At 61.5% G+C, this 24,422-nt stretch carries 21 protein-coding genes and 2 pseudogenes; 9 read left to right on the top strand and 14 right to left on the bottom strand.

Features of this window, described 5'->3' with window-relative positions:
* Positions 1-2 precede the first annotated feature (2 nt).
* Complete coding sequence (locus tag IQ35_RS14015; RefSeq protein ID WP_011608126.1) at positions 3-470, bottom strand: MarR family winged helix-turn-helix transcriptional regulator; 468 nt, start codon at positions 468-470, stop codon at positions 3-5.
* 132 nt (positions 471-602) lie between these two features.
* Here IQ35_RS14015 and IQ35_RS14010 point away from each other — a divergent pair, with 132 nt between their 5' ends.
* Together IQ35_RS14010 and IQ35_RS14005 are read left to right on the top strand one after the other, a co-directional pair.
* A complete protein-coding gene (locus IQ35_RS14010) occupies positions 603-2,513 on the top strand; it encodes an FAD-binding monooxygenase (protein WP_011608127.1) in 1,911 nt (636 codons plus the stop codon).
* A 194-nt stretch (positions 2,514-2,707) separates the two neighbouring features.
* The gene (locus IQ35_RS14005; RefSeq protein WP_011608128.1) at positions 2,708-3,310 is read left to right on the top strand and encodes a TetR/AcrR family transcriptional regulator; all 603 of its coding nucleotides are present in this window, start codon (positions 2,708-2,710) and stop codon (positions 3,308-3,310) included.
* A gap of 294 nt (positions 3,311-3,604) precedes the next feature.
* Here IQ35_RS14005 and istB (IQ35_RS14000) read toward each other — a convergent pair whose 3' ends face one another.
* Both istB (IQ35_RS14000) and istA (IQ35_RS13995) read right to left on the bottom strand, forming a co-directional pair.
* A complete protein-coding gene (gene istB / locus IQ35_RS14000) occupies positions 3,605-4,372 on the bottom strand; it encodes an IS21-like element ISSsp5 family helper ATPase IstB (protein ID WP_007686288.1) in 768 nt (255 codons plus the stop codon).
* Positions 4,369-5,862, bottom strand: coding sequence for an IS21 family transposase (gene istA, locus IQ35_RS13995; protein WP_011950768.1), 1,494 nt, complete (start codon positions 5,860-5,862; stop codon positions 4,369-4,371). Before istA (IQ35_RS13995) ends, istB (IQ35_RS14000) begins: the two co-directional genes overlap by 4 nt.
* A gap of 92 nt (positions 5,863-5,954) precedes the next feature.
* On the opposite strand from istA (IQ35_RS13995), the gene IQ35_RS13990 reads away from it, so the two are divergent.
* Positions 5,955-6,476 (top strand): TetR/AcrR family transcriptional regulator C-terminal domain-containing protein, encoded by a 522-nt coding sequence (locus tag IQ35_RS13990; protein WP_092959636.1) that lies wholly within the window; start codon positions 5,955-5,957, stop codon positions 6,474-6,476.
* A gap of 122 nt (positions 6,477-6,598) precedes the next feature.
* On the opposite strand, the gene IQ35_RS13985 is transcribed toward IQ35_RS13990, so the two are convergent.
* On the bottom strand, positions 6,599-7,867 hold the full coding sequence (locus IQ35_RS13985) for a Rieske 2Fe-2S domain-containing protein (protein ID WP_092959638.1): 1,269 nt from the start codon (positions 7,865-7,867) through the stop codon (positions 6,599-6,601).
* A gap of 149 nt (positions 7,868-8,016) precedes the next feature.
* Between IQ35_RS13985 and IQ35_RS13980 the strand changes: the two genes are divergently transcribed.
* The 4 genes from IQ35_RS13980 to IQ35_RS13965 all read left to right on the top strand — a co-directional run bounded on the left by IQ35_RS13980 (position 8,017) and on the right by IQ35_RS13965 (position 12,257).
* Positions 8,017-8,970 (top strand): PDR/VanB family oxidoreductase, encoded by a 954-nt coding sequence (locus IQ35_RS13980; RefSeq protein ID WP_092959640.1) that lies wholly within the window; start codon positions 8,017-8,019, stop codon positions 8,968-8,970.
* A 51-nt stretch (positions 8,971-9,021) separates the two neighbouring features.
* On the top strand, positions 9,022-9,510 hold the full coding sequence (locus IQ35_RS13975; protein WP_199739958.1) for a MarR family winged helix-turn-helix transcriptional regulator: 489 nt from the start codon (positions 9,022-9,024) through the stop codon (positions 9,508-9,510).
* A gap of 295 nt (positions 9,511-9,805) precedes the next feature.
* Positions 9,806-10,729, top strand: a complete 924-nt coding sequence (locus IQ35_RS13970; protein ID WP_242003357.1) for a TAXI family TRAP transporter solute-binding subunit — start codon at positions 9,806-9,808, stop codon at positions 10,727-10,729.
* Between the two features lie 166 nt (positions 10,730-10,895).
* Positions 10,896-12,257 carry an MFS transporter gene (locus IQ35_RS13965; protein ID WP_158636666.1) on the top strand — a complete coding sequence of 454 codons (1,362 nt, stop codon included), beginning with the start codon at positions 10,896-10,898 and terminating at the stop codon, positions 12,255-12,257.
* A gap of 283 nt (positions 12,258-12,540) precedes the next feature.
* Here the strand turns inward: IQ35_RS13965 and IQ35_RS13955 are convergent.
* From IQ35_RS13955 to istA (IQ35_RS13945), 3 genes and pseudogenes are all read right to left on the bottom strand, one after another.
* A pseudogene (locus IQ35_RS13955) lies at positions 12,541-12,852 on the bottom strand (transposase); the annotation flags it as partial.
* Between the two features lie 230 nt (positions 12,853-13,082).
* A complete protein-coding gene (istB, locus tag IQ35_RS13950; RefSeq protein WP_145074183.1) occupies positions 13,083-13,862 on the bottom strand; it encodes an IS21-like element helper ATPase IstB in 780 nt (259 codons plus the stop codon).
* Positions 13,852-15,378, bottom strand: a complete 1,527-nt coding sequence (gene istA, locus IQ35_RS13945) for an IS21 family transposase (RefSeq protein ID WP_145074180.1) — start codon at positions 15,376-15,378, stop codon at positions 13,852-13,854. Before istA (IQ35_RS13945) ends, istB (IQ35_RS13950) begins: the two co-directional genes overlap by 11 nt.
* 152 nt (positions 15,379-15,530) lie before the next feature.
* Here istA (IQ35_RS13945) and IQ35_RS13940 point away from each other — a divergent pair, with 152 nt between their 5' ends.
* Positions 15,531-16,700 carry a recombinase zinc ribbon domain-containing protein gene (locus IQ35_RS13940; RefSeq protein ID WP_242003356.1) on the top strand — a complete coding sequence of 390 codons (1,170 nt, stop codon included), beginning with the start codon at positions 15,531-15,533 and terminating at the stop codon, positions 16,698-16,700.
* A 23-nt stretch (positions 16,701-16,723) separates the two neighbouring features.
* Here IQ35_RS13940 and IQ35_RS13935 read toward each other — a convergent pair.
* The 5 genes and pseudogenes from IQ35_RS13935 to ligK all read right to left on the bottom strand — a co-directional run.
* A pseudogene (locus IQ35_RS13935) lies at positions 16,724-17,775 on the bottom strand (IS3 family transposase); the annotation flags it as partial.
* Positions 17,776-18,420: 645 nt separating this feature from the next.
* Positions 18,421-19,038: an FMN-dependent NADH-azoreductase gene (locus IQ35_RS13930; protein ID WP_011607993.1), complete on the bottom strand. Its 618-nt coding sequence runs from the start codon at positions 19,036-19,038 to the stop codon at positions 18,421-18,423.
* A 152-nt stretch (positions 19,039-19,190) separates the two neighbouring features.
* Positions 19,191-20,069, bottom strand: a complete 879-nt coding sequence (locus IQ35_RS13925) for an amidohydrolase family protein (protein ID WP_011607994.1) — start codon at positions 20,067-20,069, stop codon at positions 19,191-19,193.
* Complete coding sequence (locus IQ35_RS13920) at positions 20,066-21,118, bottom strand: 4-oxalomesaconate tautomerase (RefSeq protein ID WP_092959648.1); 1,053 nt, start codon at positions 21,116-21,118, stop codon at positions 20,066-20,068. Before IQ35_RS13920 ends, IQ35_RS13925 begins: the two co-directional genes overlap by 4 nt.
* Positions 21,119-21,172: 54 nt before the next feature.
* Positions 21,173-21,847, bottom strand: coding sequence for a 4-carboxy-4-hydroxy-2-oxoadipate aldolase/oxaloacetate decarboxylase (gene ligK / locus IQ35_RS13915; protein ID WP_092959650.1), 675 nt, complete (start codon positions 21,845-21,847; stop codon positions 21,173-21,175).
* 108 nt (positions 21,848-21,955) lie between these two features.
* Here ligK and IQ35_RS13910 point away from each other — a divergent pair, with 108 nt between their 5' ends.
* Positions 21,956-23,101 (top strand): LysR family transcriptional regulator, encoded by a 1,146-nt coding sequence (locus IQ35_RS13910; RefSeq protein ID WP_092959672.1) that lies wholly within the window; start codon positions 21,956-21,958, stop codon positions 23,099-23,101.
* 2 nt (positions 23,102-23,103) lie between these two features.
* On the opposite strand, the gene IQ35_RS13905 is transcribed toward IQ35_RS13910, so the two are convergent.
* Together IQ35_RS13905 and IQ35_RS13900 are read right to left on the bottom strand one after the other, a co-directional pair.
* Positions 23,104-23,931 carry a class III extradiol dioxygenase family protein gene (locus IQ35_RS13905; RefSeq protein ID WP_242003355.1) on the bottom strand — a complete coding sequence of 276 codons (828 nt, stop codon included), beginning with the start codon at positions 23,929-23,931 and terminating at the stop codon, positions 23,104-23,106.
* 4 nt (positions 23,932-23,935) lie between these two features.
* Positions 23,936-24,325, bottom strand: coding sequence for a protocatechuate 4,5-dioxygenase subunit alpha (locus IQ35_RS13900; protein ID WP_011607999.1), 390 nt, complete (start codon positions 24,323-24,325; stop codon positions 23,936-23,938).
* Positions 24,326-24,422: the final 97 nt, after the last annotated feature.

Here is a 24,422-nt window from a genome sequence, read left to right as displayed (position 1 = left end):
TCTCAGATCCGTTGCGGCGCACGGCTGAGGTCATTGGCTCCGTCAACCGCTTTGCGCAGGAGGCGCAGGAGCTCGTTCGCCTCTTGTGCGCTCAGCCCTCGGGTCATGAGCCGTTGGGCTGCTTCCACGCCCGGGCGGACCAGCTCAAGAGTCGATCGTCCTTCCGCAGTAACAGCCAAGGCGCGCGCGCGCCTGTCGTTCTTGCTGATGCTCCGCTCAATGAGGCCTTTGCTTTGCAATCTGTCGACGACGCCTGTGATCGTAGTGCGATCAAGGGCGATCTCCTTTGCCAGGCTTGCCTGGTCGAGACCTGGACAGGTATTTATCGCGGCAAGCGCGGCGTATTGAACGGGCGTTATGTCGCATCCGATCGCATCCATCTCGGATTGGAACACTGCAACGGCGATCTGCTGGAAGCGGCGGGCAAGATGGCCCGGTTTGTTTTGGTAATCGCGGTCGGTCGTGCCCATGGGACCCCTCGGATAACACAAATGGTATTGTCAGTACACTGAGGATCAGTATACTGAGTTGCTCCCGATGTCCAACAGCCAATTTGGCCAACAGGGCGGAGGACTCAGCGCATCGGAACCGGAGGACGGCAAATGCAATATCATCTGAACGGATTTCATCCCGGAGATCCCGACATTTCCCCAGCCGCAGCAAACACCACAATTGAACGAGCCCGGCTTCCTCGGGAGGTGGATGTTGTCATTGCCGGATGTGGCCCTGCTGGGCTTTGCCTTGCCGCGCAGCTATCGCGCATCGCCGAGATTTCGACTTTGATTGTCGAGCCCAAGGCGGGGCCCATGGAGCGCGGACAGGCCGATGGTATCAATGTGCGTTCCATGGAGATGTTTCAAGCTTTCGGGTTTGCCGAGAAGATCAAGCGCGAGTCGGTCTGGATCAATGAAACCACCTTCTGGAATCCGGATCCTGCCGATCCTGCAAGGATTCGCCGCGTAGGCCGGGTGCAGGATGTCGCAGACGGGCTCAGCGAGATGCCGCACATCCTGATCAACCAGGCGCGTGTGCATGATATGTATCTCGACATCATGCGCAACTCTCCGACTCGGCTTGAGCCGGAGTACGATCTCAAGGTGGCAACCCTTTCGGTCGATCACGATGCCGCCGACTATCCGGTGACCGTAACTCTCGAACACACTTCACCCGAACGTCTGGGACAGACCGAAACGGTCCGGGCCCGCTACGTCGTCGGTTGCGATGGTGCCCGCTCGAACGTGCGCAATGCCATCGGCGGGGCACTCCATGGTGACGCAGCGCACCAGGCCTGGGGAGTCATGGACGTACTGGCGACGACCGACTTCCCTGACTACCGCATGAAGGCAATCATCCAGTCGGAAAGCATGGGTTCGATCCTCGTTCTTCCGCGCGAAGGCGGCTATCTCGTCCGGCTCTACGTTGAACTGGACAAGCTGAATGAGGACGAGCGGGTCGCCGACCGCGGGTTGGGCATCGATGACGTAATCGCCAAGTGCAAGCGCATTCTCCATCCTTACACAATCGATGTGAAGGAAGTGGTGTGGTGGTCGATTTACGAAATCGGCCATCGACTGACCGACACTTTCGACGACGTGCCCAAGGCGCTGGTTGGCAAACGCACGCCCCGGGTTATGCTCGCGGGGGACGCCTGTCATACGCACAGTCCCAAAGCAGGTCAGGGCATGAACGTCTCAATGGGCGATACTTTCAACCTGGGCTGGAAGCTGATTTCTGTTCTCACTGGACGATCCGGCCCCGAACTTCTGCAGACCTACTCGGCCGAGCGCTGGGCCGCCGCAAAGGGCTTGGTTGATTTCGACCACCGATGGGCGCGGGTCGTCGGCACGCGATCCGAAGTCGATGCCAACGACGCGATGCCGCGATTCCAGCGTGAATTCATCAACAATGGCGAATTCACGGCAGGCCTTACAGTTCGCTACGAACCATCGGTCCTGACCGGAACCGACAGCTGGCAGGAACTTGCCACAGGCTTTCCGATTGGCATGCGTTTCCATTCCGCGCCGGTCATCCGCCTTGCCGACGCCAAGCCCATGCACCTGGGCCATGCGATCGATGCGGATAACCGCTGGCGGATATTCACGTTCGCGCCACAAGACGACAGCGGCCAGGCCGGAGGCGCGATCGATTCGCTCTGCGCCTTCCTTGAAAGCGCGCCGGACTCCCCGGTACGCAAGCATACCCGCTCCGGAGAGGATATCGATGCGGTGATCGATGTCCGGGCTGTTTTCCAGCAGGGATTCCGCGATCTGGAGCATTCGGCGATGCCGGCCCTGTTGCGGCCTGTCAAAGGCATCTATGGTCTGTGCGACTACGAAAAGGTCTTCTGTGCTGACCTGAAGAGTGGCGACGACATCTTCGACATGCGAGGCGTCGACCGGCGGAAGGGATGCGTCGTCGTTGTACGCCCTGACCAGTACGTGGCGCAGGTCTTGCCGATCGACGCCTACAGCACACTTGCACAGTTCTTTGCCGGATTCCTCCTGCCAGTGTGAAAAGCTTGGCGCCCTGCTCCTTCCGGTGGTCCAGATGGAACAGGGCACCCTTTCCACTGCGCTGGCTGCAGTTCCCCAGAAATAATGCCTTTGCCAGCACCGCTGGAATGAATAGTATCGATCGAGCCCATCGTATGAGGCACGGCGCGTCCGGCAAACTGGGCGGGATTTCTCCAATCTTCGGGAAGGTGAGAGTGTCTGTTCCGGCCAGAGCCCTGAGAAAGGAGCAAAAGGACCTTACCCGTGAGCGGATACTCGAGGCCGCGACCCGCTTGCTGGCAGACAGCGGTTATGCTTCGCTACGTGTGGCCGCCGTTGCGAAGGAAGCAGGCGTGTCGCTCGGCGGACAACTTCACCACTTTCCCACCAAGGACGACCTGGTCCTTGCCGTGCTGGAGCGGTTGTCCATTCAGATCATTGAGCTGGCTCGGACCGATGCATCGCAAGCCGACGGGAATCCGGACGTGTTCGGGCTAATCGCCGAAAGTGCCCGCCGTTTTTATGCAACCGAGGAATTTCTGATATTCCTCGACATATTCCTGTCGGTTCGTCGGCATAGCCTGTTTGGCGACGCGGCCAAGTCTCTGATATCACGCGAACGAACTGCAGTCGAACAGGTCTGGAAACCCCATCTCGTCAAGAGGGGAGTGGATGGCGACCGGGCATTGGCCATTATTCGCGCCATTTGGGCGCTTGCTCGCGGCCAGGCGATTTCATCGTCTGAGGAGCACCGGGCCGCCAACGAAACCGTCATGTCTCTCGTCATCGAGGCTCTGAAGGCGGAGTTGAACGGGTGATTCCGCCCGCGGGGGCGCGTGGCATGCAGACTTCGGGTTGGCTCCCGAGCAAACAATGTCGCTCTTCTATCGATCAATAGGCGCGCAGGTGCATGATCAAGGCCGGACCCGCCGGTGGCGAGCTTGGCGACACCAGTGGCCCGGGCAGGGCGGCATGACGCCGGCGCCGGTTGTCAACGGCGGAGCAAAAGTCGGCCATTCGGCGGCGTAAAACCAGGCCATCGTGTTACATGCCGGGGGGAGTGGCGTGAGGGCGTAGCCCGAGGGCCACTCCCCCCGGCATTGGTGTAATTTTCAGGGTCTGGTTTTGGCCTTGCGGGCCCGGCTGTGCGCGAGGCGATAGCTTTCGCCGTTCATCTCGAGGATGCTGACGTGATGGGTCAGGCGATCGAGGAGCGCGCCTGTGAGACGCTCAGATCCGAAGGTTTCGGTCCATTCGTCGAAGGGCAGGTTGCTGGTGATGAAGGTGGAGCCGCGTTCGTAACGCTGGGAGATCAGCTCGAACAACAGTTCGGCGCCGGTCTTGGAGAGCGGCACAAAGCCCAGTTCGTCGATGATGAGCAGCTTGTATCCGGCCATCTGCTTCTGGAAGCGCAGAAGACGGCGCTCGTCGCGGGCCTCCATCATTTCGCTGACCAGCGCTGCCGCGGTGGTGAAGCCCACCGACAGTCCTTTCTGGCATGCTGCCAGTCCGAGCCCCAACGCTACGTGCGTCTTTCCGGTGCCTGATGGCCCCAGAGCGATGGCGTTCTCACGCCGCTCGATCCACTCGCAGCGCGCCATCTCGAGCACCTGCATCTTGTTGAGCCTGGGGATGGCGGCGAAGTCGAAGCTGTCGAGGCTTTTGACGGCGGGGAAGCGCGCGGCCTTGATGCGCCGCTCGACCATGCGACGCTCCCTGTCGATCATTTCCATCTCGACGAGGCGGGCGAGGAAGCGGATATGATCGACGCCTTCAGCGGCACATTGCCGCGCGAGCTTGTGATGCTCACGCAGGCACGTAGGCAGCTTGAGCGCCTTGAGATGGTGAGCGAGAAGGATCTCCGGGGCCTGATCGCTCATGCGGCCTCCTGCCGGTCGGAGAGCAGGCTCAGATAGGCTCTGGCAAAGGTCTTCTCGACCGTGGTGCGTGGCAGGAAGGGATAGACGTCCAGGTCCAGCCTGGGCGGTACGCGTTCGATCCGGCACAGGACGAGGTGCTTGACGGCATCGAAGCCGATGGCGCCAAGATCGATGGCCTGTTCGACCGCCGCCTGGAGATCGGCGAGGGTGAACGTTTCCAGCAGGCGCAGTACCTGCACATATTCGCGCCTGCCATGTTTGTGCATGCGCCCTTCCATCAACCGCTGCAGTGTCGTGAACGCTTCGGGCAGGTCCCAGCCCTGCAAAGGCGCAGCCTGGTCGAATGCGTTGATCTTCTGCTCGATCAGCGGGAGATAATGGAGCGGGTCGAAGACAACCTCCTCGCGGGCATAGCAACGAGGATGACGGGCGATGACTTCGCTGCGGCAGCCGATCACCACCTCATCGACATAGGCCCTGATCCAGACCTCCTGATGGCCCCAGGCCACCGGAACCGAATAATCGTTGGTCCTGTAGCGCACCAGGGATTGCGAGGAGACCCTCCCGCCTTTCTGATCGCAGGCCTCGAAGGGTGTAGCGGGCAGAGGCTGCATGGCCGCGAGATCGCGCTGCAGCCGCTCACCGATCGTCTCGCTCTGCCCGCGCACCTTGTCCTGCTGGCGCTTGCGGCATTGCTCCTCCAGCCACAGGTTGAACGCCTCCCAGGTCGGGAACTTCGGGATCGGCACCATGAAGTTGCGCCGGCAATAGCCTACCAGCCCCTCCACATTGCCTTTCTCGTTCCCCTTGCCCGGGCGAGCATAGCGGTCGCGGATCACGTAATGTGACAGGAAAGCGCTGAACAGCGTGGCACGCTGCCGCGTGCCGTCGGGCAGGATCTTCGTCACAAGGCAGCGATCGTTGTCATAGACGATCGAGCGCGGTACCGCGCCGAAAAACGCGAAGGCATGCACGTGTCCGTCCACCCAGGCCTCCGCCACCGCCGCCGGATAGGCCCGCACATAGCAGGCATCACTGTGCGGCAGATCGAGCGCGAAGAAGTAGGCCTTCTGCTCCACCCCGCCGATCTCCACCAGCGCTTCCCCGAAATCGGCCTGCGCATCTCCCGCAGGGTGCGCCAGCGGCACGAACATCTCCCGGCTGCGCTGTTCGCGCTCCCGGATGTAATCCTTGATGATCGTATAGCCGCCGGTGAAACCATGCTCGGTGCGCAAACGGTCGAATACCCGCTTCGCCGTATGGCGTTGCTTGCGCGGGACACTGCGGTCACCCTCAAGCCATCCATCAATGATCGCCACAAACCCGTCCAGCTTCGGGCGCTGCGGTACGGACTGGCGCCGGTAACCCGGCGGCGATGAAAACGACAGCATCTTGCGTACCGTTTCGCGCGACACATTGAAACGCTTCGCCGCCGCCCGTTGGCTCATGCCATCCGCGCAAGCCAGACGGACCTGAAGATAAAGTTCCACGCTGTAGATCCCCACACCTCCCTGACTCGGCAGAAAGGCTTCAAGGTGGACGACTTTTACGCCGCCCGCAGCAGGACTATCCCGCCGCTACCGTGGTCGAATATTGCTCCGCCGTTCTCATATGGAGTTATTTCGACTGCAAGGAGCAGCTTTTCGCCGCGGTACTGGACCGCGCGATTCGGGATTTCCAGCACGAACTCTTGTTGATGCTCAATCCGAACGATCAGGTGGAAGATGCCCTGTCGAGATTCTGCGGGCATTTTCTCGGCAAACTGACCAGTCCGGAGGGGATCGCGCTTCACCGTCTGGCGGTCAGCGAAGCGAACCGCTTCCCCGCAATGGGGCAGATTTTCTATGAAATTGGACCCGGGCGCACGCGAGAGGTGTTGGAAGAATATTTGCATGGAGCGATGGAACGAGGCGCACTGCGTTCGGGGGATCCGGCATCGGCCGCTCGCCTGCTGGCGGGAATGTGCCTGTCAGGCTGTCACACGTTGCTGCTTGTCGGCGTGATTGAACGCGTAACGCCTGCGATGATCAATGAGGATGTGAAGCTCGCCGTCGGGACTTTTATGCGGGCCTGGGCTATCAAGAAACCGTTAGAATGTTCTTGAGCCTGCATCCGATGTAAACACTTATATGATCCGACGGTAGAAATCGTCTCAGCCTATCAATGGTGGCAGGATAGGACCCTGAGCGCTGCCGTGCGCCCAGGGTCCCATGCTCTGGCAGTGTGTCAGATGCGCGGCGTGTCGGCGGTGATGTCCCTCCAGTCGATGCTCTTCGGGAACACGCCTTCACGTGATCCGATGGATGCCTGAGGGATTCTGCCCGACCCGGTGCCGATTGCGGGCTCTCCACCTTGAACCGCCTTCGCGGCATCGACCATCGTGCGCCTGAACTCGATGATGGCGACGTCCGAAGCGCCCAGCACATCATCGGTGCGATTGGCGATCGGTCCCATGCTGACCCACATCGCGATATCCTGATGCGGGATGCCCGCGATACCGGTGAAGTCGCCGAGATCCATCTTCTTGCGGTCCTGGTGGTAACGATTGGCGTGATTGCGGAACGAGACCCATTCCTGATCGAGGTGAACGCCTGGCTGCGCGCCCAGGAACTTGCGCCAGGTTTCGGTGTCGGGCGCGTTCGGCCCCCAGGCCATGAAGTGGAACCAGCTGTTCTCGTCGTCGATCGGCACGATCAGCGCGGTCACGTTGTAGGACGCGTTCGGGGGAATGCAGGCATAATAGGGCGCGACATATTCGGTGCGCCGGACATACTGGTTCTCGGTCGCGTTCTTGGCGGGCCGGCGCAGCGCGGCATAGTGGAACCCGTAGGATGTCCGTTCCGCCTCGAGGCGCGGCGCCTTGTCGGTGGTGGGACGGTACCATCCCTTGGAATCGGCGGCGGCGCGGTCAACCCGGGCCGGCACCATGTCGGAGGAATGCAGGTTCGACGAGTGCGCGCTGTCGATCTGCCCCTCGAGTATCTGCGCCCAATTGCAGTTGAGGCGGATCTTCGCGATCGCAACGTAGGTGTCTTCGGTCGGGGCGAAGGCCGGCGGATCGAACTCGGGAACGGCGTTCTTGTCGCCGAACCAGGCCCACAGGTACCCGCCCCACTCCTTGACCGGGTACGACGGCTGCTTGACCTTCGACATCAGCGGGCTGCCTTCGGGCTCCGAAGGCATCGAAACGGTATTTCCCGCAGTGTCGAACGCCCAGCCGTGGTAGAGGCAGCGCAGGCCGCAATCCTCGTTGCGGGCATAGACGAGCGAAGCGAACCGGTGCGGGCACAACTCGTCCAGCAGGCCGATCTTGCCGTCCGGACTGCGGAAGGCGACGTACTTGCCGCCGAGCACCTCGACCAGCAACGGCGCGCCGCCGGGTTCCCTGACTTCCTCGAGCAGGCACACCGGCGTCCAGTGCTGGCGCATCAGTTTGCCCATTGGCGCATCGCCCTCGACGCGGGTCAGCAGATCGTTCTCTTCAGGCGTGAGCATATGTCCCTCCATTTCACTTAGGAACCTAACCATAGTCCATTCTGGATCGCTATGTCCAGAGCTTGACGGAAAATAGTTCGTAGCCTAAGTGAAGTCTTGGGACTCTCCAATGACAGGTCGGGACGTTCGGGATGGGTGAACCCTCGGGAATGTTTGGCGCGGACAGCGCCGAATTGAATTTGCAGGTCGGCAAGCGGCGCAATCTGACGCCGGAGGTGGTTGAGTTCACCCTGGTTCGCGAAGATGGCGGCCTGTTGCCTCCGTTCACGCCGGGGGCGCACATCGCGGTCCAGACGCCGTCGGGCGCCGTGCGGCAGTACTCGCTCGTCGGCGATGGGGACGCGCCCAGGGAATATCGCATCGCGATCAAGCTTGAACCGGCATCGCGCGGCGGATCATCGTCAATGATCGGGAATGCCCTGGAAGGAGCCCGGCTGACTGTTTCCGAACCGAAGAACGATTTCGAGATGGAAGCCGACAGCCGTTATCTCTTCATCGCCGCCGGGATCGGGGTCACTCCCATCTACTCGATGGCCCGGCATGCCGACGCCCAGGGTGCGGACTACCGCATCATCTATCTGGCGCGCTCGCCGGACACCGCTCCCTATCTGGAAGAAATGAAGGAGGAGTTCGGCGAGCGGTTGCAACCGCACTTCACCGGGGGCGATTCCGCGAAGCGCTACGATTTCTGGGATGAGTTCGTCCAGCCGCGAAGCGAGCGCGTCTATTGCTGCGGCCCCAAGACGCTGATCGAGGAGATCCGCGATGTCTCGGGGCACTGGCCGGAAGGGAAAGTGCGGTTCGAGGATTTCAAGCCAGTTGAGGTGGTGAGGGCCGACGATGTGGCCTTCGACGTCCATCTCGCGAAGTCGAATGTGCGCTTCACCGTGCCGGCCGACCGGTCGATCATCGAGGCGATGCGCGAGAACGGGATCGCGACGGTCAGTTCGTGCGAGAGCGGCACCTGCGGCACTTGCAAGACGAGGCTGATCTCCGGCGCGGTCGATCACCGCGATCTGGTTCTCCGCGACGACGAGAAGAAAGACTTCATCATGACCTGCGTATCGCGGGCGAGAGAGGGCGAACTGGTGCTGGACCTCTAGCGCCGCATTGGCCACAGGAGTTCATGCGAAGCAAGGCGGCAGGATAGGTCAATGCGCGATCCGGGCACCGAGGATGATAGTGACGCTGGTGATCCGGAACAGGATTTGGCGATGGAGGACAGCGTCGGCTTCCAGATCCGGGATGCCCATCGGCTGATGCAGCGCTATCTGCAAAGCCAGATCGAACCGCATGGGCTGTCGCTCGGCATGTGGTACTTCCTGCGGGCGCTGTGGTTTGAAGACGGGCTGACCCAGAGCGAGCTGTCCCGCAAGGTCGGGACCATGGAGCCGACGACTTTGGCCGCAATCAAGGCCATGATCGCCAGCGGACTGGTCGAGCGAAGGCGCAACCGGCACGACAACCGCAAGCTCAACGTATACCTCACCCGCAAGGGACGCGCCCTCAAGGAAGTCCTCCTGCCCAAGGCCATGGGCGTCAACGCACACGCGACACGCGGCATCAGCCCCGAGGAACTGCGGGTTCTGTCCGGTGTGCTGAAGAAGATTGCCGAGAACGTCTCCGGCGTTGCCGATGCGTAGTCCGTATCGTGTCGGGCTTTCGGTGCTAGTTCACCTCTGAAGTCCAAAAATCATGCAATACAAGGCATTAGATGCCGTGCAGGATCGAGCATCGGCCTCGCTTGGCTTTGGCAAAAAGAACTCTAGCAATTTTCACCGGAAATACATACGGTGAAATTCCTTCGAGGAATCGGCGGTCAGTGCCGACCGCCGATTCGGCGGCTATGACTATCGACACAGACCAAGAGAGGAGCGGACGATGACAGGACCGGCAGGAGTGCCCAAGACCCATGGGCCAAGGGTCGATTTCAAGATCATGGGCGATTGGGGCAACGCGAACTTTCACGCGATTGCCGGATGGATCATGGCCCATCTGCGTTGGCAGTCCGAACGGGGATCGAGCTTCTGGATCAAGACCGGTACGGGTTACGGCGATAACATCGCCTCGCTTGTGAGCGGCGAAGTCGATCTGACCATCACCACGCCTTACGATGTGGTCCCGAAGTGGGCCCGGGAAGGGAGCAACTACTTCGCCGGCAAGGAGCCTGCCCCCTTCATCCGCTCGCTTGGCTGGCTGCCCCAGACCGACAAGCTGGTGTTCGCGATCCGCGAGGACACGGGTATCACTTCGTTCAAGGATATCCGCGATCGGAAGTTTCCGCTCAAGCTCGCGAGCGGCTTCCGCACGGAAGACAACATCATGATGTGGGCTATCGACAGGGTGCTGGAGGAACACGGCATCGAGATCGAGCCCTGGGGCGGTGAATGGCTGGAGCACGACTTCCCCCGCATCTGCGTGCCATTCGTCACGAACGGCCTTGCCAACTCGGTCATCAACGAAGCAATCGTGGTGCCGCAGTGGCGTGAATTGGTCGAAAAGGTGCCGATGCGTTTCCTTTCCTACGAGGAAGACGCGCTGAAGGCGCTTTCCAGCAAATACGGCCTGGTGCCGAGCATCATGCCCAAGGGCTATCTCAAGGCTCCGGAAGACATCGCGTGCATCGACTGGTCGAACTGGGCGATCCTGGTCCGCGAGGACATGTCGGAAGAGCAGGCCTATCTGGTCACTTCGATCATGGTCGAACAGCGGGCCGAACTGGAGGCGCGTTATCGTCACCATCCGCCGGAACATGCCGCCATGACCTATCCGATCGACCCCTACGCAATGTGGCAAGGCCTTGGCGCGCCGCTTCACCCGGGCGCGGAACGGTATTATCGCGAACACGGCTACATGAAGTAGCAGGCATTGGTGCACGGGGCGGCGTACGCCGCCCCGTGCCGGATTTCGCAAGCAGTCTGGCGCGAAGGCCGGGGCCGGTAACGCTCCAGTCTTTTCATTCTCACCGGTTTGCTTGCAGTTGGCGGTCCCCAAAGAAAGCGCGCCATCGCCTGGGAGGGCATCGAGAGTGACATCGCGGCAGGACATCCCAATCCAGGTGAGCCGTCCGGTTGCGGGTCGGCTCGGCGATGAGGTTTCGCCATCACCCGCTCGCTCCTGGCTCATGGCAATCTTCATCGCCATGCTGACGATCCTGTCGGTCATGGATCGCAACATAATCGCATTGTTCCTTGACCAGATTCGAACCGATCTGGCGATGAGTGAAGTCGAAGCCAGCATCATTTATGGCGGGGCATTCGCGATCACCTTCTCGCTCGTGGGCTTGCCCGCCGGTTGGGCCGTCGACCGGATGTCGCGGCGCAAGGTGATGTTCGCCGGTGTGATCACCTGGAGTCTGGCGACGATGGCATGCGGGTTGGCGACGGGTTTCCGATCGATGCTGGCCGCGCGCGCTGCCGTGGGCGCGGGGGAGGCTGTCCTGGCACCGAGCGCGCACGCGATCATCTCCGACTCCTTCCCGCCCGAAAAGCGGACCTTGCCATTTGCCTTCTATTCCATGGGACAGAAGGCGGGTGCAGCCATTGCGCTGATCGCGGGCGGATTCCTCGCCACCCTTTTCGCACCCCAGCAGATGTTCGAGGTCGTGGAGGGCCTTCAGTTCAAGGGCTGGCAAATCATATTATTTGTCATCGCGGCGCCCGGCGTATTTTTCGCGCTGCTCATCTTTGCATTCGCGGAGCCCCCGCGAGCCACTGGAACTGATCAAGCCCGGCAGGTGGGCTACAAGCAGTACTTTCCGCATCTGAAGCGTCATTGGCGGTTCTATTTCGGTCACCACCTTGGGTTCATCATGGCGCAGAGCGTCTATGTTGCGATCCTCGCCTGGAGTCCGGCCTATTTTACACGAGTCTTCGGCTGGTCGGCATCGGATGTCGGATTTAAGCTCGGGGTGGCCCTCGTTGCAGGGCCGCTCATTTCGCTCCCGTTGCACGGATGGGTATGTGACCACCTGTTTAGGCGCGGTGTACGTGACGTTCACCTGCGTTATCAGTATGTCATGCTGCCGATCGGCGTATTGCCGCTATGTGCCGGCTACCTTGCATCCAGCGGCGGCGCGGCGATCGTGCTCTTGACATTGGGGCTTGCGCTGATCGCCGGCAGCGCTGCCGCCACAACGGCGGCCCTGCAACTGTCGGTTTCAAGCAACCTCAGAGGCAAGGCGGCGTCGATCTGGGTCCTGAGCGGCGGGCTAGCATCTCTGGTTGGCCCGACATCGGTGGCATTGATCAACGAAAACCTGTTCGCGGCGAGCAATACCATCGGGACAAGCCTGGCGATCTTCGTCGTCGTGTCCCTCTTGCTGGCAGTGCTGCTGTACGAGTTCGCCAGAAGGGAGTTTGGCAGGATCCGGCCCGACGCAGTGCCATAGGCTCGATCGGTTTGACCCGGCCTCCGGGTCATCCACCAGCAAGGTTGGCGCGCCGACGCCGGATGTAGCGGTGAAGAATGTTTCGGCATCCTTTTGTGTGGCGCCGTTTCGGGTATTGCGAAACATCAGTCGCCAGCGGGTTCCAACGCGTTCCGGCCAATTCTGAAGATCGTGGCCAGCTCCGCAACGCGCTCCCCAAGAAGCGCGGCGCTCTCCTTGTCCGAAGCTGGCGGTGCCTCGTTCGGGCCTTGGTCGACATTTGCCTGATACCAAGGTGCATTGATCAGTACCCATGTGCCCATTGGCGCATTCCGATGGACATGATGCGCCAGGGCTGATCGACGAGCCTGTTCCAGGCGAAGCAGCAGTGGTCGACGATGTCGTCGTAGGATTTGAAGATGCGGTTCGACAACCAGTTGTCGCGCATGAACTGCCACACGTTCTCGACCGGGTTGAGCTCCGGACACCTCGGCGGCAGCGGCATCAGCGTGATGTTGGGAGGCACGACCAGTTCGGCCGATCCGTGCCATCCGGCCTGATCGAGCAGAAGGACCGCATGCGCCCCGGGCTCGACGTGGAAGGCGATTTCTGTCAATCGGCGTCCAATCGGGACCCCCTATCGGCGCGCAAAAGGGACCCCCTTTGTGCTGCGAGGATCGGTTGATGCTGGGCGCAGGTTTCGCGCTGCTGGCGGCGTAGGGAGGGCGTAGCCCGACCGGAGGCGCCAGCAGCGCGAAGGCTGTTGATTGCCACTGAGATCTGACCCGGGATTTTCATCGAGAAGTGACCCGGGTGATGGTTATGTCCCGCGATGCGGGCGGTGGGTCAAGCGGGTGATTTTTCCTTTCTGGTTTTGGGTGCTGCCGAGCTGTCCCTGAACCGGAAGCTGTCATTGCCGGTCTCGAGGATGTGGCAGTGGTGAGTGAGCCGATCGAGCAGCGCGGTTGTCATCTTGGCATCGCCGAACACGCCGGACCATTCGCTGAAGCTGAGGTTGGTCGTGATGACGACGCTGGTGCGTTCGTAGAGCTTGCTGAGCAGATGGAAGAGAAGCGCGCCGCCTGATGGGCTGAACGGCAGGTATCCCAACTCATCCAGGATGACGAGGTCGAGACGCAGCAGGCGCTCGGCAAGCTGACCGGCCTTGTTCATGGCCTTTTCCTGTTCCAGCGCATTGACCAGATCGACGGTGGCGAAGAAGCGGACCTTTTTGCGATGATGCTCGACGGCCTGCACGCCGAGCGCGGTGGCAATGTGCGTCTTGCCGGTGCCGGGCCCACCGATGAGCACCACGTTGTCGGCGCCATCGATGAACTCGCCGCGGTAGAGTTGGCGAACCATGGCCTCATTGATCTCGCTGGAAGCGAAGTCGAACCCGGCCAGATCCTTATAGGCGGGGAACCTGGCTGCCTTGATCTGGTAGGCGATGGACCTGACCTCTCGTTCGGCAAGTTCGGCCTTGAGCAACTGCGAGAGGATGGGGACGGCTGCAGCGAATGCGGGCGCCCCTTGCTCGGTCAGGTCACTGACCGCCTGGGCCATGCCGTACATCTTGAGTGCGCGCAGCATGACCACGACGGCGGCACTGGCGGGATCATGACGCATGACGCAGATCCTTGTTCCGCAGCGTGTCGTAGCGCGCAACGTTGGCCTTGGGTTCGCGCCGCAGGATCAGAGCCTGCGGGGCATCGATCCTTGGCGGAGTAGCGTCCTTGCCGTCGATCAGGCGGTGCAGGATGTTAAGGATATGGGTCTTGGTCGGCACGCCAGCTTCCAGCGCCAGTTCGACGGAACAGAGCACCGCCTGCTCATCATGTTGCAGGACCAGCGCGAGGATCTCCACCATCTCCCGGTCACCGCCGGGGCGCTTGAGCAGGAAGCCCTGCAACTGCCGGAAGGCCTCGGGCATCTCGGCAAAGGGCGCGCCGTTGCGCAGGGCGCCAGGCTTGCGCTGGATCACCGCCAGGTAATGCCGCCAGTCATAGATCGTCCGTCCCGGTTGATCGTGGGATCGCTGGATGACCCGTCCATGTTCGCACAGGATCTGTCCTTCGGCCGCTACGACAATGCGTTCGGGGTAGATCCGCACGCTCACCGGCCGGTTGGCGAAGGAGGCGGGCACGCTGTACCGGTTGCGCTCGAACGATATCAGGCAGGTCGGGGATACCCGCTTGGCATGCTCAACGAAGCCGTCGAAGGGCCGCCCCAGCGGCATCAGGCTGGCAACCTCGGCGGCATGCACATCGGCAATGGTCCCGGGCAGAACACCATGCTGGATCTGGCTCCACTGCGCGATGCAATGCGCCTCGAGCCAGGCATTGAGCGCATCGATATCCGGGAAGGCAGGCATCACCTGCCACAGTCGCCGCCGTGCATCCTGAACGTTCTTCTCGACCTGACCCTTCTCCCATCCCGAGGCCGGGTTGCAGAACTCGGGCTCGAACAGATAGTGGCTCGCCATGGCGGCAAAGCGGGCGTTGACCTGGCGGGCCTTGCCAGTGCCGATCTTGTCGACTGCGGTCTTCATGTTGTCGAATATCCCGCGCTGCGGCACGCCGCCCAGAACCCGGAAGGCCTGGGTCATGGCGTCGAACAGCATCTCATGGGTCTGGAGCGGATAGGCCCGCACGATGAAGGCCTTGCTGTGCGCCAGCTTGGTGTGTGCGGCCTGCAGCTTGGTCTGCTTGCCGGCGATTATGGCCCAGTCCTCGCTCCAGTCGAACTGGAATGCCTCGCCTGGCTGGAACACCAGCGGCACGAAAGTCCCGCGCCCGCTGGTCTGGGCGTCGCGTTGACGGTCGGCCTTCCAAGCCCGCACGAACGCCGCCACTCGGTTGTAGGAACCATCGTAGCCCAAAACCACGAGATCCGCGTGCATCTGCTTGGCCGTGCGCCGCTGCTTGCGCGACTTGCCGGCGTCGATCCGCAGCCAGGCCGATAGCTTCTCCGCAAACGGGTCCAGCTTGCTCGGCCGTGCTGGAACCTTGAACTTCGGCTCGACCGTATCCGCCCGCAGGTACTTGCGGATCGTGTTGCGCGACAATCCCGTGCGCCGTTCAATCTCTCGGATCGGGATGTGCTGCCGGAAATGCCAGCGTCGGATTACACTCAGTAACGCCATGTCGATCACTCCTCGTTCCCCCGACACCAAAGCCAGGGGGAAAGGTCAGAACATGGGTCACTTCTCAGTGGAAATTTATGCCCCTCCCGGGTCAGATCTCAGTGGCAATCAACAGCTACGTCAGCTGGGAGCGCTCGGAGGATATCCGGAAGATGGTGAGCGATAATGTTCCCACCAGTCAGCATCATGGAGCGCCCAAGCACGGCGACGCATTGCTTGCTGGGCTCATCCGTTGCCGACGCTGCGGACGCAAGCTGACGGTGCGCTACACCGGCGCCAAGCATGATATCCCACGTTATTCCTGTTGGCGGGGCCTGCTCGATAACGGCGAGCCGCGCTGCATCGCGTTCGGCGGATTGCGGGTCGACGATGCGATCGAGCGGGCTCTATTGCAGGTTCTTGAACCCGGAGCGATCGCCGCCTCGGTTGAGGCCGAAGCACAAGCGGCCGATCGCCGCGATCAAGTCCGTGATGTGTTGATGCGTGATCTCGAGGCGGCACGCTACGCAGCCGACCGGGCTTTCCGGCAATATGATGCCGCCGATCCGCAGAACCGATTGGTGGCAGCCGAACTGGAAACGCGATGGAACCGCGCCCTCACGCGTGCCGGCGAGGTGGAAGCCAGGATTGTCGCGCACGATGCCTCGACAGCACATCCGGCCTTACCGTCGCTCAAGGATATTGATGGTCTTGCCAGCGATCTCGAAGCAGTGTGGAACGCCCCGCAGTCCGATGCGCGGCTGAAGAAGCGCATCGTGCGCACTCTCATCCAGGAGGTGGTCGCCGACATTGATCACGACGCATCCGAGATCGTGCTGCTGATCCACTGGGTCGGCGGTGTTCACACCGATTTGCGGCTGCCGAGGCGCCGCAAAGGACAGCGCAACAGCACCTCCGCCGACATCATTGCCGCCGTGCGCGAACTGGTTCTCATCGCCAATGACGATCTGATCGCCGGCATCCTAAACCGCAACGGGCTGGTGACGGGGCACGGCAACCGCTGGACTCGCGAGCGGGTCACCGCGCTTCGATCACATCACCGGATTCCCGTCTTCCGCACGGTCGCTGACGGTCCCGCGCCGTGGCTCAACCTGAGCCAGGCTGCCCGCCACATCGGCGTGGCATCCAAAACTCTCCGGATCGCCGCCGAAGCCGGCGAGATCAAAGGCATCCACCCTCTGCCGGAAGGCCCATGGATATTCTGTCGCACCGAACTCGACGGATCAGCCGCCCATCACCTTGCAAAACGAGCGCGGCAAAATCCAAAATACCCCACGGGATCGCATCCCGATCAACAAACCCTATTTTCTTCAACCACATAGACAGATGGGTGTTATGAAGCAGGATTGTAATAGGTGATCCATCGGCCAAGACCAGCCTTCAGCTCCGATCCGGTCTCGAAGGCGTGGAGGTAGACGCACTCATACTTCAAAGATCGCCAGAGGCGCTCGATGAAGACGTTGTCCATCCATCGCCCCCGACCATCCATGCTGATGCGGATTTCAGCGTCGCGCAGCACGCTGGTGAACGCGAAGCTGGTAAACTGGCTACCCTGGTCGGTGTTGAAGATTTCCGGCCTGCCGTAGCGGGCCAGTGCCTCCTCCAGCGCCGCGACGCAGAAGCCGGCATCCATCGTGTTCGACAGTCGCCAGGCCAGCACCTTGCGCGTTGCCCAGTCCATGATCGCCACCAGGTAAAGGAACCCGCGACGCATGGGCAGATAGGTCACGTCGGCGCACCACACGTGGTTTGGCCGCTCGATCGCCAGTTTGCGCAGCAGGTACGGATAGACCCGGTGCTGCGGATGCGGATCGCTCGTGCGCGGCCGCTGGTAGATCGGCGTCAGGCCCATCTTTGCCATCAGCCGCCGAGCCCGGCGGCGACCGACCTCATAACCAGCGCGCCGCAGGTGCCGCGCCATCTGCCGGCTGCCGTACCACGGGCACTCCATGAAGGTCTCGTCGATCACCGTCATCAGTGCCAGCGTCTCGTCCGTTTCCGGCACCGGCGCGTAGTAATAGGACGAGCGGCTGATCCGCAGCAGACGGCATTGCGCCGAGATCGACAGGCGGTGGTGAGCAGCTTCAACCATCGCCCGCCTCCGGTCCACGCTCATCGACCGAAGGCTTTCGCTAAAAAATCCCGCTCCACCACCAGTTGCCCGATCTTGGCGTGCAGCTTCTCCACCTCGCTCTCGCTGACAGCCTTGGCCGCATCGCCCCCCCCAGAGAACGTGCCTGCCATCCCATCGATGGCCTGCCGCTTCCACGCCGCGATCATCGTGTGGTGCACGCCATGCTTGGCTGCCAGCTCCGCCAGCGTCAGGTCACCCCGGATCGCCTCCAGCGCCACCTTCGCCTTGAAATCCGCGCTGTAGCGCTTTCTCGTCGTCTTCATTCCCGTACCATTCCTTCAGGTCGGGAGTAGCTTAACACCCTGTCCGAAAAACCGGCACCATCTCAGGCTTCCCAGGCCGTCTGAGGGGGGGTCTTAGTTTCCTCGGCATGGGCGGCGGTGCTTAGTGCGGCCATCGCGACCCCAGACATTATTACGGACACGAAACGAACTGCGCTCGCCAGTGTAAAGGGCCGGGCACCAAGCAGCGAGGGCGACCTGTGGTCTTGATCAAGCTTTGACGTCATGAGATTTTGGGAGATTTTGCAATCGTTCGCAGCACGCGCCCCCGCCGTCGCACGAACACTATTGTCCGTCACGGACACCTCTTGGGCTTGAATCATTGGTAGTTTTTCCTCGCCTGTAGAAATCTTAGCCACGGACCCGCGCGGGTGTGGAACGTGGTATTTCGCGTTATTCGTGGTTAAGAACGGCAATCAATTGCAAAGTTTAACCCCATTCTTAACTGGACAACTTCTGTCATTGGGTGCGGGGCTGCAAGGTAGATCGCCGCGAACGTGTTGTCGCGCGACGATCAGGGTGAGAAACGTGTCGAGCCTGGGCCATCGCAACCAGTCTTGCGCAACCCACCTGATCACCGTTCTCCAGCGGTGCAAAGGGGGTTCCTGAGCAGCAACCATGGGCCTTTTATGCCAGATCCAGCAAGGAAATGGCCTTCGCCACATGCACCTTGGCTCGCTCTGCGAATTCCGGACCGATCGCCGAGCCGTCTGCGGCAATCACGTCGAGCCGTTTCACGCCCATGAAATTCAGGACATCACGCAAATAGCTTTCGCAATGTTCGATCGCCGCGCCCGGCGTTCCCGGCGCGTAAACACCGCCACGCGAAATGCACAGAATGACCCGTGCATCTCCAGCCAGCCCGACAGGTTCGCCACTCTCGTTATACCTGAAGGTCTTGCCGGCGCGCAGGACACGGTCCATCCAGGCTTTCAGGTGGGTGGAAACAGTCAGATTATAGAGCGCTGCCCCGATTACGGCGATATCCGCGCTCAGAAATTCGTCGACCAGCGTGTCAGCAAGCACCAGTTGCTCCTGCACTTCGGGGCGAGGCTCGGGAATAAGACCTCTCATCGCAGCCGCCAATTCGCCAGTGATGTGCGGCAAGGGATCGGCCACCAGGTCGCGATAGGTGACCTGCGCGTCGCCATGCGTGGCCTTCAGCTTTTCGACCACCTGCGCCGAGATCGAACGGCTGATGGAAAGTTCGCCCAGAATGCTGCTGTCGAGATGAAGAATCTTCACTGCGAGTTTCCTTTTGAATTTGGCAAGATCTGACGCCGTGCCGCGACCAGATTTAATACTTGGCGAGACATCCGATCGATGTCTTCATCGTAACAAGAACGAAACGGGTCATTGGACCGGAATTAATGATTGCTACATCGAAATCGGTCATTTCATCTTTCTTCAGACCAATAGAGTGCTTTGGGGTTGGTGACGAGCAGGAGGCGCTGCAATTCCTGGGTGGGTGCGATGCGCGGGATCATGTCAACCAGGTGCCCGTCGTCGGGCACGGCGTCCTGCATGTTGGGATGCGGCCAGTCAGTGCCCCACAGGCAGCGGGTGGGATAGTCAGCCACTAGCGGCGCGACTGACTCCGCGAACATGTCCCAGGGGTCGCCGTTGGGGTCCAGCCGGTCCGGGCATGTGGCCTTGAACCAGATGTCATCGCGGCTGTCGAGCAGGCGCCGGAAAGCCTTCATGTCTGGCCCGTCAGACCCCTGCGTCACGTCGGGGCGGCCCATGTGGTCGATCACCAGCGGCACGGGGATCGCGTCCATGAACGGGCGCAGTTCCTCCAGAATGTCGGCCTCGAAATAGATCACCACGTGCCAGCCCTGCGGCAGGCGGCGGGCGACCTCCAGGAACCTGTCCTTGGGCGCATCGTCGACCAGTCGCTTGAGGAAGTTGAAGCGGATTCCCCGAATCCCGCCGTCGTGCAGCATCTGCAATTCCGCGTCATCGATCGCGGGATCAACCACGGCCACGCCGCGGGCCTTGCCGTTCGACTTGGCGATGGCATCGAGCGTGGCGGCGTTGTCGGTCCCGTGGCAGCTGGCCTGGACGATGACGTTGCGATCGAAACCCAGGTGATCGCGCAGGGCGAACAGCATGTCAGGCCCGGCGTCTTCAGGAAGATACTTGGCCTTGGAGCTGAAGGGAAACCGGGCCATCGGACCGAACACATGGCAATGCGCGTCGATTGCGCCATCGGGTGGCACATAGATTGGCTTGGACGGGCTGGTGTGCCAGCTGACGATGCGTCCGTTGCTCATACGAAAACCACTCCATCCATCAGCTTGCGTGCAGTGCGTAGCAGCGCCGCGCTGACCACGTTACCGGCATCGTCGACTTCCAGCACGCAGGACATCTCGCCGGTCGGATGCTCGATCGACAGCGTCTTTCGCGCGCCTTCCGGCACCACAGCTACCTCTGCCGCAGGCGAGCCGGGGATCAGGCAGGCGGTTGCCACGCTCACCGCGCCGAGCACGCCGATGGTGGCATGCGCCCGGTGCGGGATGAAGCTGCGCACGCAGACGGCGCCGCCGTCGCGAGGCGGGGCGACGAGCATCATCTTGGGGACGGACTTTTCCGTTACATCGCCGAGGTTCATCAGCTCGCCCACAGCCAGCCGGATGGCTTCGATCTTCGCCTTGAGCTCGGCGTTGGCATCGAGGCTGTCGCGATCCTCGTAGCCGGTGATGCCGACATCGGCAGCCTTCATGACTACACAGGGCATGCCGTTGTCGATCAGCGTGACGGGCAAGCCGTTGACGACATCCACCGCGTTGCCGCTGGGCAGCAGCGCACCGCAAGAGGAACCGGCGGTATCGCGGAACTCGGTTGGGATTGGCGCGTGGGTGCCAGGCACCCCGTCGATCGCGGCATCGCCGGCGTAGGTCACCGACCCGCCGGGCGTCCGCACCGTGGCGACGGCGACCTGACCGGTGTTCTCCATGAAGATCGCCACGCGGGTTTCATCGCCGCTCGCCGCTACCAGTCCGCGTTCGATCGCGAAGGGGCCGACGCCTGCGAGGATATTGCCGCAGTTCTGCGCGTCAGTGACTATAGCTTGATCGACGAAGACCTGTAGGAACAGGTAATCGACGTCAATCCCCGGCCTTTCGGACTTCGACACAACCGCGACCTTGCTGGTCAGAGGATCAGCGCCGCCCATGCCGTCGATCTGGCGCGGGTCGGGACTGCCCATAACTGCCAGCAAGAAGGCATCGCGCGCGGCCGTATCGGCTGGCAGGTCAGCCCTGAGGAAATAGCCGCCCTTCGACGTACCGCCGCGCATCCACATGCAGGGAGCGCTATCCATGTTGCGGTCTCTTCTGGGCACAAAACCGGTTCCCGCTTTTGCTGAAGGAGCCATTCATAGGTACTTGAGCCCTTCCTTCTCGAGCCGCTCGCGCATCTTGTACATGTCGAGGCCGAGCTCGCCGGCGGCCAGCTTGGCGCGCTTTTCGCCCTCGTTGGCTTCGCGTGCTTGCGCCGCGGCGAGGACTTCGGCGGCCTTCTCGCGCGGGACGACGCAGACGCCGTCGTCGTCGGCGACGATCACGTCGCCCGGGTTGACCAGCGCATTGGCGCAGACCACCGGCACGTTGACCGAGCCCAGCGTGTTCTTGACAGTGCCCTGCGCATAGACCGCCTTCGACCAGACCGGGAAATTCATCTCGGTGAGATCGCGCACGTCGCGCACGCCGGCATCGATGATCAACCCCCGGCAGCCGCGCGCCTGCGCCGAAGTGGCGAGCAGGTCGCCGAAATAGCCGTCCTCGCAAGGCGAAGTCGGGGCGAGCAGCAGGACGTCGCCTTCGTTCAATTGTTCGATGGCGACGTGAACCATCCAGTTGTCGCCCGGAGGCGCGCTGATCGTCACCGCGCTGCCCGCGATCCGCGCGCCCGCGTAGATTGGACGCATGTAACTGGCGAGCAGGCCGGTGCGCCCTTGCGCCTCGTGGACCGTGGCGACGCCGCACTTGGCAAGGCCGTCGATGACCGCAGGCCCGGCCCGCTCGATGTTCTGGACGACGATTCCGCTCACATTTCCACTCCTCACGATACGATGGCCAGCGATTTATTTGATCTCATAGATTCGTGAGCGAAAGTCGAATATCTGGCGCGGCGATTAGATTTCGCTAAGATGCTGCGCATGGAAATCTGGGATCTCAACCTGCGCCATCTGCGTGCGATCACGAAAATCGCGGAACTAGGAACCATGAATGCGGCTGCCCAGGCCGTCAATCTCACCCAACCGGCGATAACCCAGGCGTTGTCACGTATCGAGTCCATGATCGCGCTGCCGCTGTTTGAACGGCGTCATGACGGCATGATATCAACGGCGGCGGCCGATATTTTCGTGCCACGCGCCAAGGCAGCGCTCGATCACATCGCGAGCCCGCATGTGACGATGAGCCGGATGCGGGCTTTGATAGCGCTGGCTGACACTGGCAGCTACACTGGGGCGAGCATGCTTACCGGCCTATCGCTTCCGTCGCTCCACCGGGCAGTCAGCGATCTGGCGCTGTCCTCGCGCAAGTCGCTGGCAGAACGGCGTGGCAAGATCGTCATCCTGACCGGAGCTGGCGAAGTGATGGCCCGATCCTTCCGGCTTGCACGGGTCGAACTCGAAGCCGGTCTGTCTGAGATCGATGCGCTGAAGGGGCATGAAACGCGCCGTATCGCAATCGGCGCCATGCCATTGTCACGCGCACGTGTCATGCCTGCGGCAGTGACAAAATTCCTGCGGCGTAACCCGCATGTACACATCTCTATCGTCGAGGGCTCGCGGTCCGAACTGGTCGATCCGCTGCGAAATGGATCTATCGACCTGATGATTGGCGCAGTACGGGAACCGCTGGCCGAGCCTGATCTACATCAAAAGGTCCTGTTCCGCGATCGGATCGTAGCGATTGGACGGGCCAAGCACCCGCTTTCAGGCTTGAGCCCATCGGCAGCAGAATTGGCTACTTACCCCTGGGTGATCTCTAGCGTCGGTACGCCGCTCAGGCACCTTTGGGAGCAGATGTTTGTGCGCGAAGGGCTTGCACTGCCACCGGTGCCCGTGGAATCCGGATCAGTGATGACTATCCGCCAACTGCTGATGGATAGCGATTTCCTTACCTTGCTGTCGCCCGACCAGGTTTTGGTTGAACTCGAGGCCGGCTGGCTGGCCAGGATCGCGGACCTGCCCGAGGATCTCGATCGCATTATCGGCGTGACCACTCGCAATTCCTGGAACCCGACGCGGGTGCAGTCGGAATTCCTTGCCGATCTGGAGGCCGTTTCGGTGACCTAGTATCAGCCCGGCTCGAGGAGCAAAGTCGCCGCGGCCGTGTTCGAGATTGGCGCATGGTAGTTGCGATGAATTTCGTGGCCCTGGGGCCCGAGCGCACCGCGCGCCGCGATCCAGTTGAGAATTTCCACGCCCTGGGTGCCGGCCAGCCGGACGATGTCGGCGATGGAATGTTGGGTCAGCGCGTCGGGATCCCGGGCGATATTGTCGAGGCAGAACAGGTCGTATTCCTTGTTCATGAACCCGGCGCGCGCGCCGTCGAGCTGGTGCGAGAGGCCGCCGGTGCCGATCACCACGATCCGCTCGTCGCCCTGCCACGATGCCAGCGCCTTGTGCACCGAGCGCCCCAGCGCAAGGCACCGCTTGGCCGAGGGCAGGGGATGCTGCACTGTGTTGATGCCGATTGGAACCAGCTTCACCGGCCACTCCCCGGCACCTGGATAGGCCAGTTCGAACGGGATCGAGATGGCATGGTCGACCAGCATTTCCTGGCAGGTGACGGGATCGAACTCGTCGCCCACCATTTGCTCGATGATGTGCCAGCTCAGTTCGGGATGACCTTTGAAGCTCTTGTAGAGCGGCAGGCCCCAGCCTTCATCGGCATTCGCATACGAAGCGGCCGCTCCGACCGCGAAGGTCGGCATCTTGTCCAGGAAGAAGTTGAGCCCGTGATCGTTTGAAAAGACCACCGCGACATCAGGCTTTACTTCGCAAAGCCATTCCTGAACCCTCGGAAAGCCGTCGAAGAAGGGTTTCCAATAGGGGGTCTGCTGGTCACCGCGATGGATTGCTCCGCCGATCCCAGGGACATGGCTGGTGAAATAGGCGCCCACGATTTCAGCCATTGATCATATCCTTATGAGCCGAATCGTACGATTCGCCGCGGCCCTGTGCGAGCAACATTTCCTTGAATTTTTCGACGCTGACGCCGGTCTGCATCGAGCCGACATCCTGAACGTTCAGTCCGAAGATTCCCGCCAGCTTGGCAAGGTAATAGATGTTCCCGCCGGCCGCGATCATGCCGAGGATATCGCGACCGACCACCGACTCGCGCTGTTCGGGCGTAAGACCATAGCGGTCCATATAGCTGGCCTCATCGGCGAGAAAGGCGTCGCGATTGACCTTCTCGTTGAACGAGAAGCACATGGCGTTTAGCGCATACCCCTTGCGGGCCGCACCGCCGTCGAACAGCGTCGTGCCGGGAATTAATTGGGCCTCCGTCGTCATCGGCGTCCTCCATTCATGCAGGCATGTGCCTGCGTCTGACCATCCTACGAATGCTTACTGGTGGACAGTCTTGATCTCGATCAAGGATGACCGTCCA

Origin of the sequence: Sphingobium wenxiniae (assembly GCF_007830065.1) — a bacterium.
Taxonomy (GTDB): Bacteria; Pseudomonadota; Alphaproteobacteria; order Sphingomonadales; family Sphingomonadaceae; genus Sphingobium; species Sphingobium wenxiniae.
Note: the sequence above shows the minus strand (reverse complement) of the source record. Positions and strands in the feature narration are given on the sequence as shown.

What these genes read in the sequence shown, in the direction of transcription:
- IQ35_RS14015 (WP_011608126.1), bottom strand. Translation starts at nt 470, where the DNA reads ATGGGCACGACCGACCGCGATTACCAAAACAAACCGGGCCATCTTGCC.
- IQ35_RS14010 (WP_011608127.1), top strand. Translation starts at nt 603, where the DNA reads ATGCAATATCATCTGAACGGATTTCATCCCGGAGATCCCGACATTTCC.
- istB (WP_007686288.1), bottom strand. Translation starts at nt 4,372, where the DNA reads ATGAGCGATCAGGCCCCGGAGATCCTTCTCGCTCACCATCTCAAGGCG.
- IQ35_RS13985 (WP_092959638.1), bottom strand. Translation starts at nt 7,867, where the DNA reads ATGCTCACGCCTGAAGAGAACGATCTGCTGACCCGCGTCGAGGGCGAT.
- IQ35_RS13980 (WP_092959640.1), top strand. Translation starts at nt 8,017, where the DNA reads ATGTTTGGCGCGGACAGCGCCGAATTGAATTTGCAGGTCGGCAAGCGG.
- IQ35_RS13975 (WP_199739958.1), top strand. Translation starts at nt 9,022, where the DNA reads ATGCGCGATCCGGGCACCGAGGATGATAGTGACGCTGGTGATCCGGAA.
- IQ35_RS13970 (WP_242003357.1), top strand. Translation starts at nt 9,806, where the DNA reads ATGGGCGATTGGGGCAACGCGAACTTTCACGCGATTGCCGGATGGATC.
- istB (WP_145074183.1), bottom strand. Translation starts at nt 13,862, where the DNA reads ATGCGTCATGATCCCGCCAGTGCCGCCGTCGTGGTCATGCTGCGCGCA.
- istA (WP_145074180.1), bottom strand. Translation starts at nt 15,378, where the DNA reads ATGGCGTTACTGAGTGTAATCCGACGCTGGCATTTCCGGCAGCACATC.
- IQ35_RS13940 (WP_242003356.1), top strand. Translation starts at nt 15,531, where the DNA reads ATGGTGAGCGATAATGTTCCCACCAGTCAGCATCATGGAGCGCCCAAG.
- IQ35_RS13925 (WP_011607994.1), bottom strand. Translation starts at nt 20,069, where the DNA reads ATGAGCAACGGACGCATCGTCAGCTGGCACACCAGCCCGTCCAAGCCA.
- IQ35_RS13920 (WP_092959648.1), bottom strand. Translation starts at nt 21,118, where the DNA reads ATGGATAGCGCTCCCTGCATGTGGATGCGCGGCGGTACGTCGAAGGGC.
- IQ35_RS13910 (WP_092959672.1), top strand. Translation starts at nt 21,956, where the DNA reads ATGGAAATCTGGGATCTCAACCTGCGCCATCTGCGTGCGATCACGAAA.
- IQ35_RS13900 (WP_011607999.1), bottom strand. Translation starts at nt 24,325, where the DNA reads ATGACGACGGAGGCCCAATTAATTCCCGGCACGACGCTGTTCGACGGC.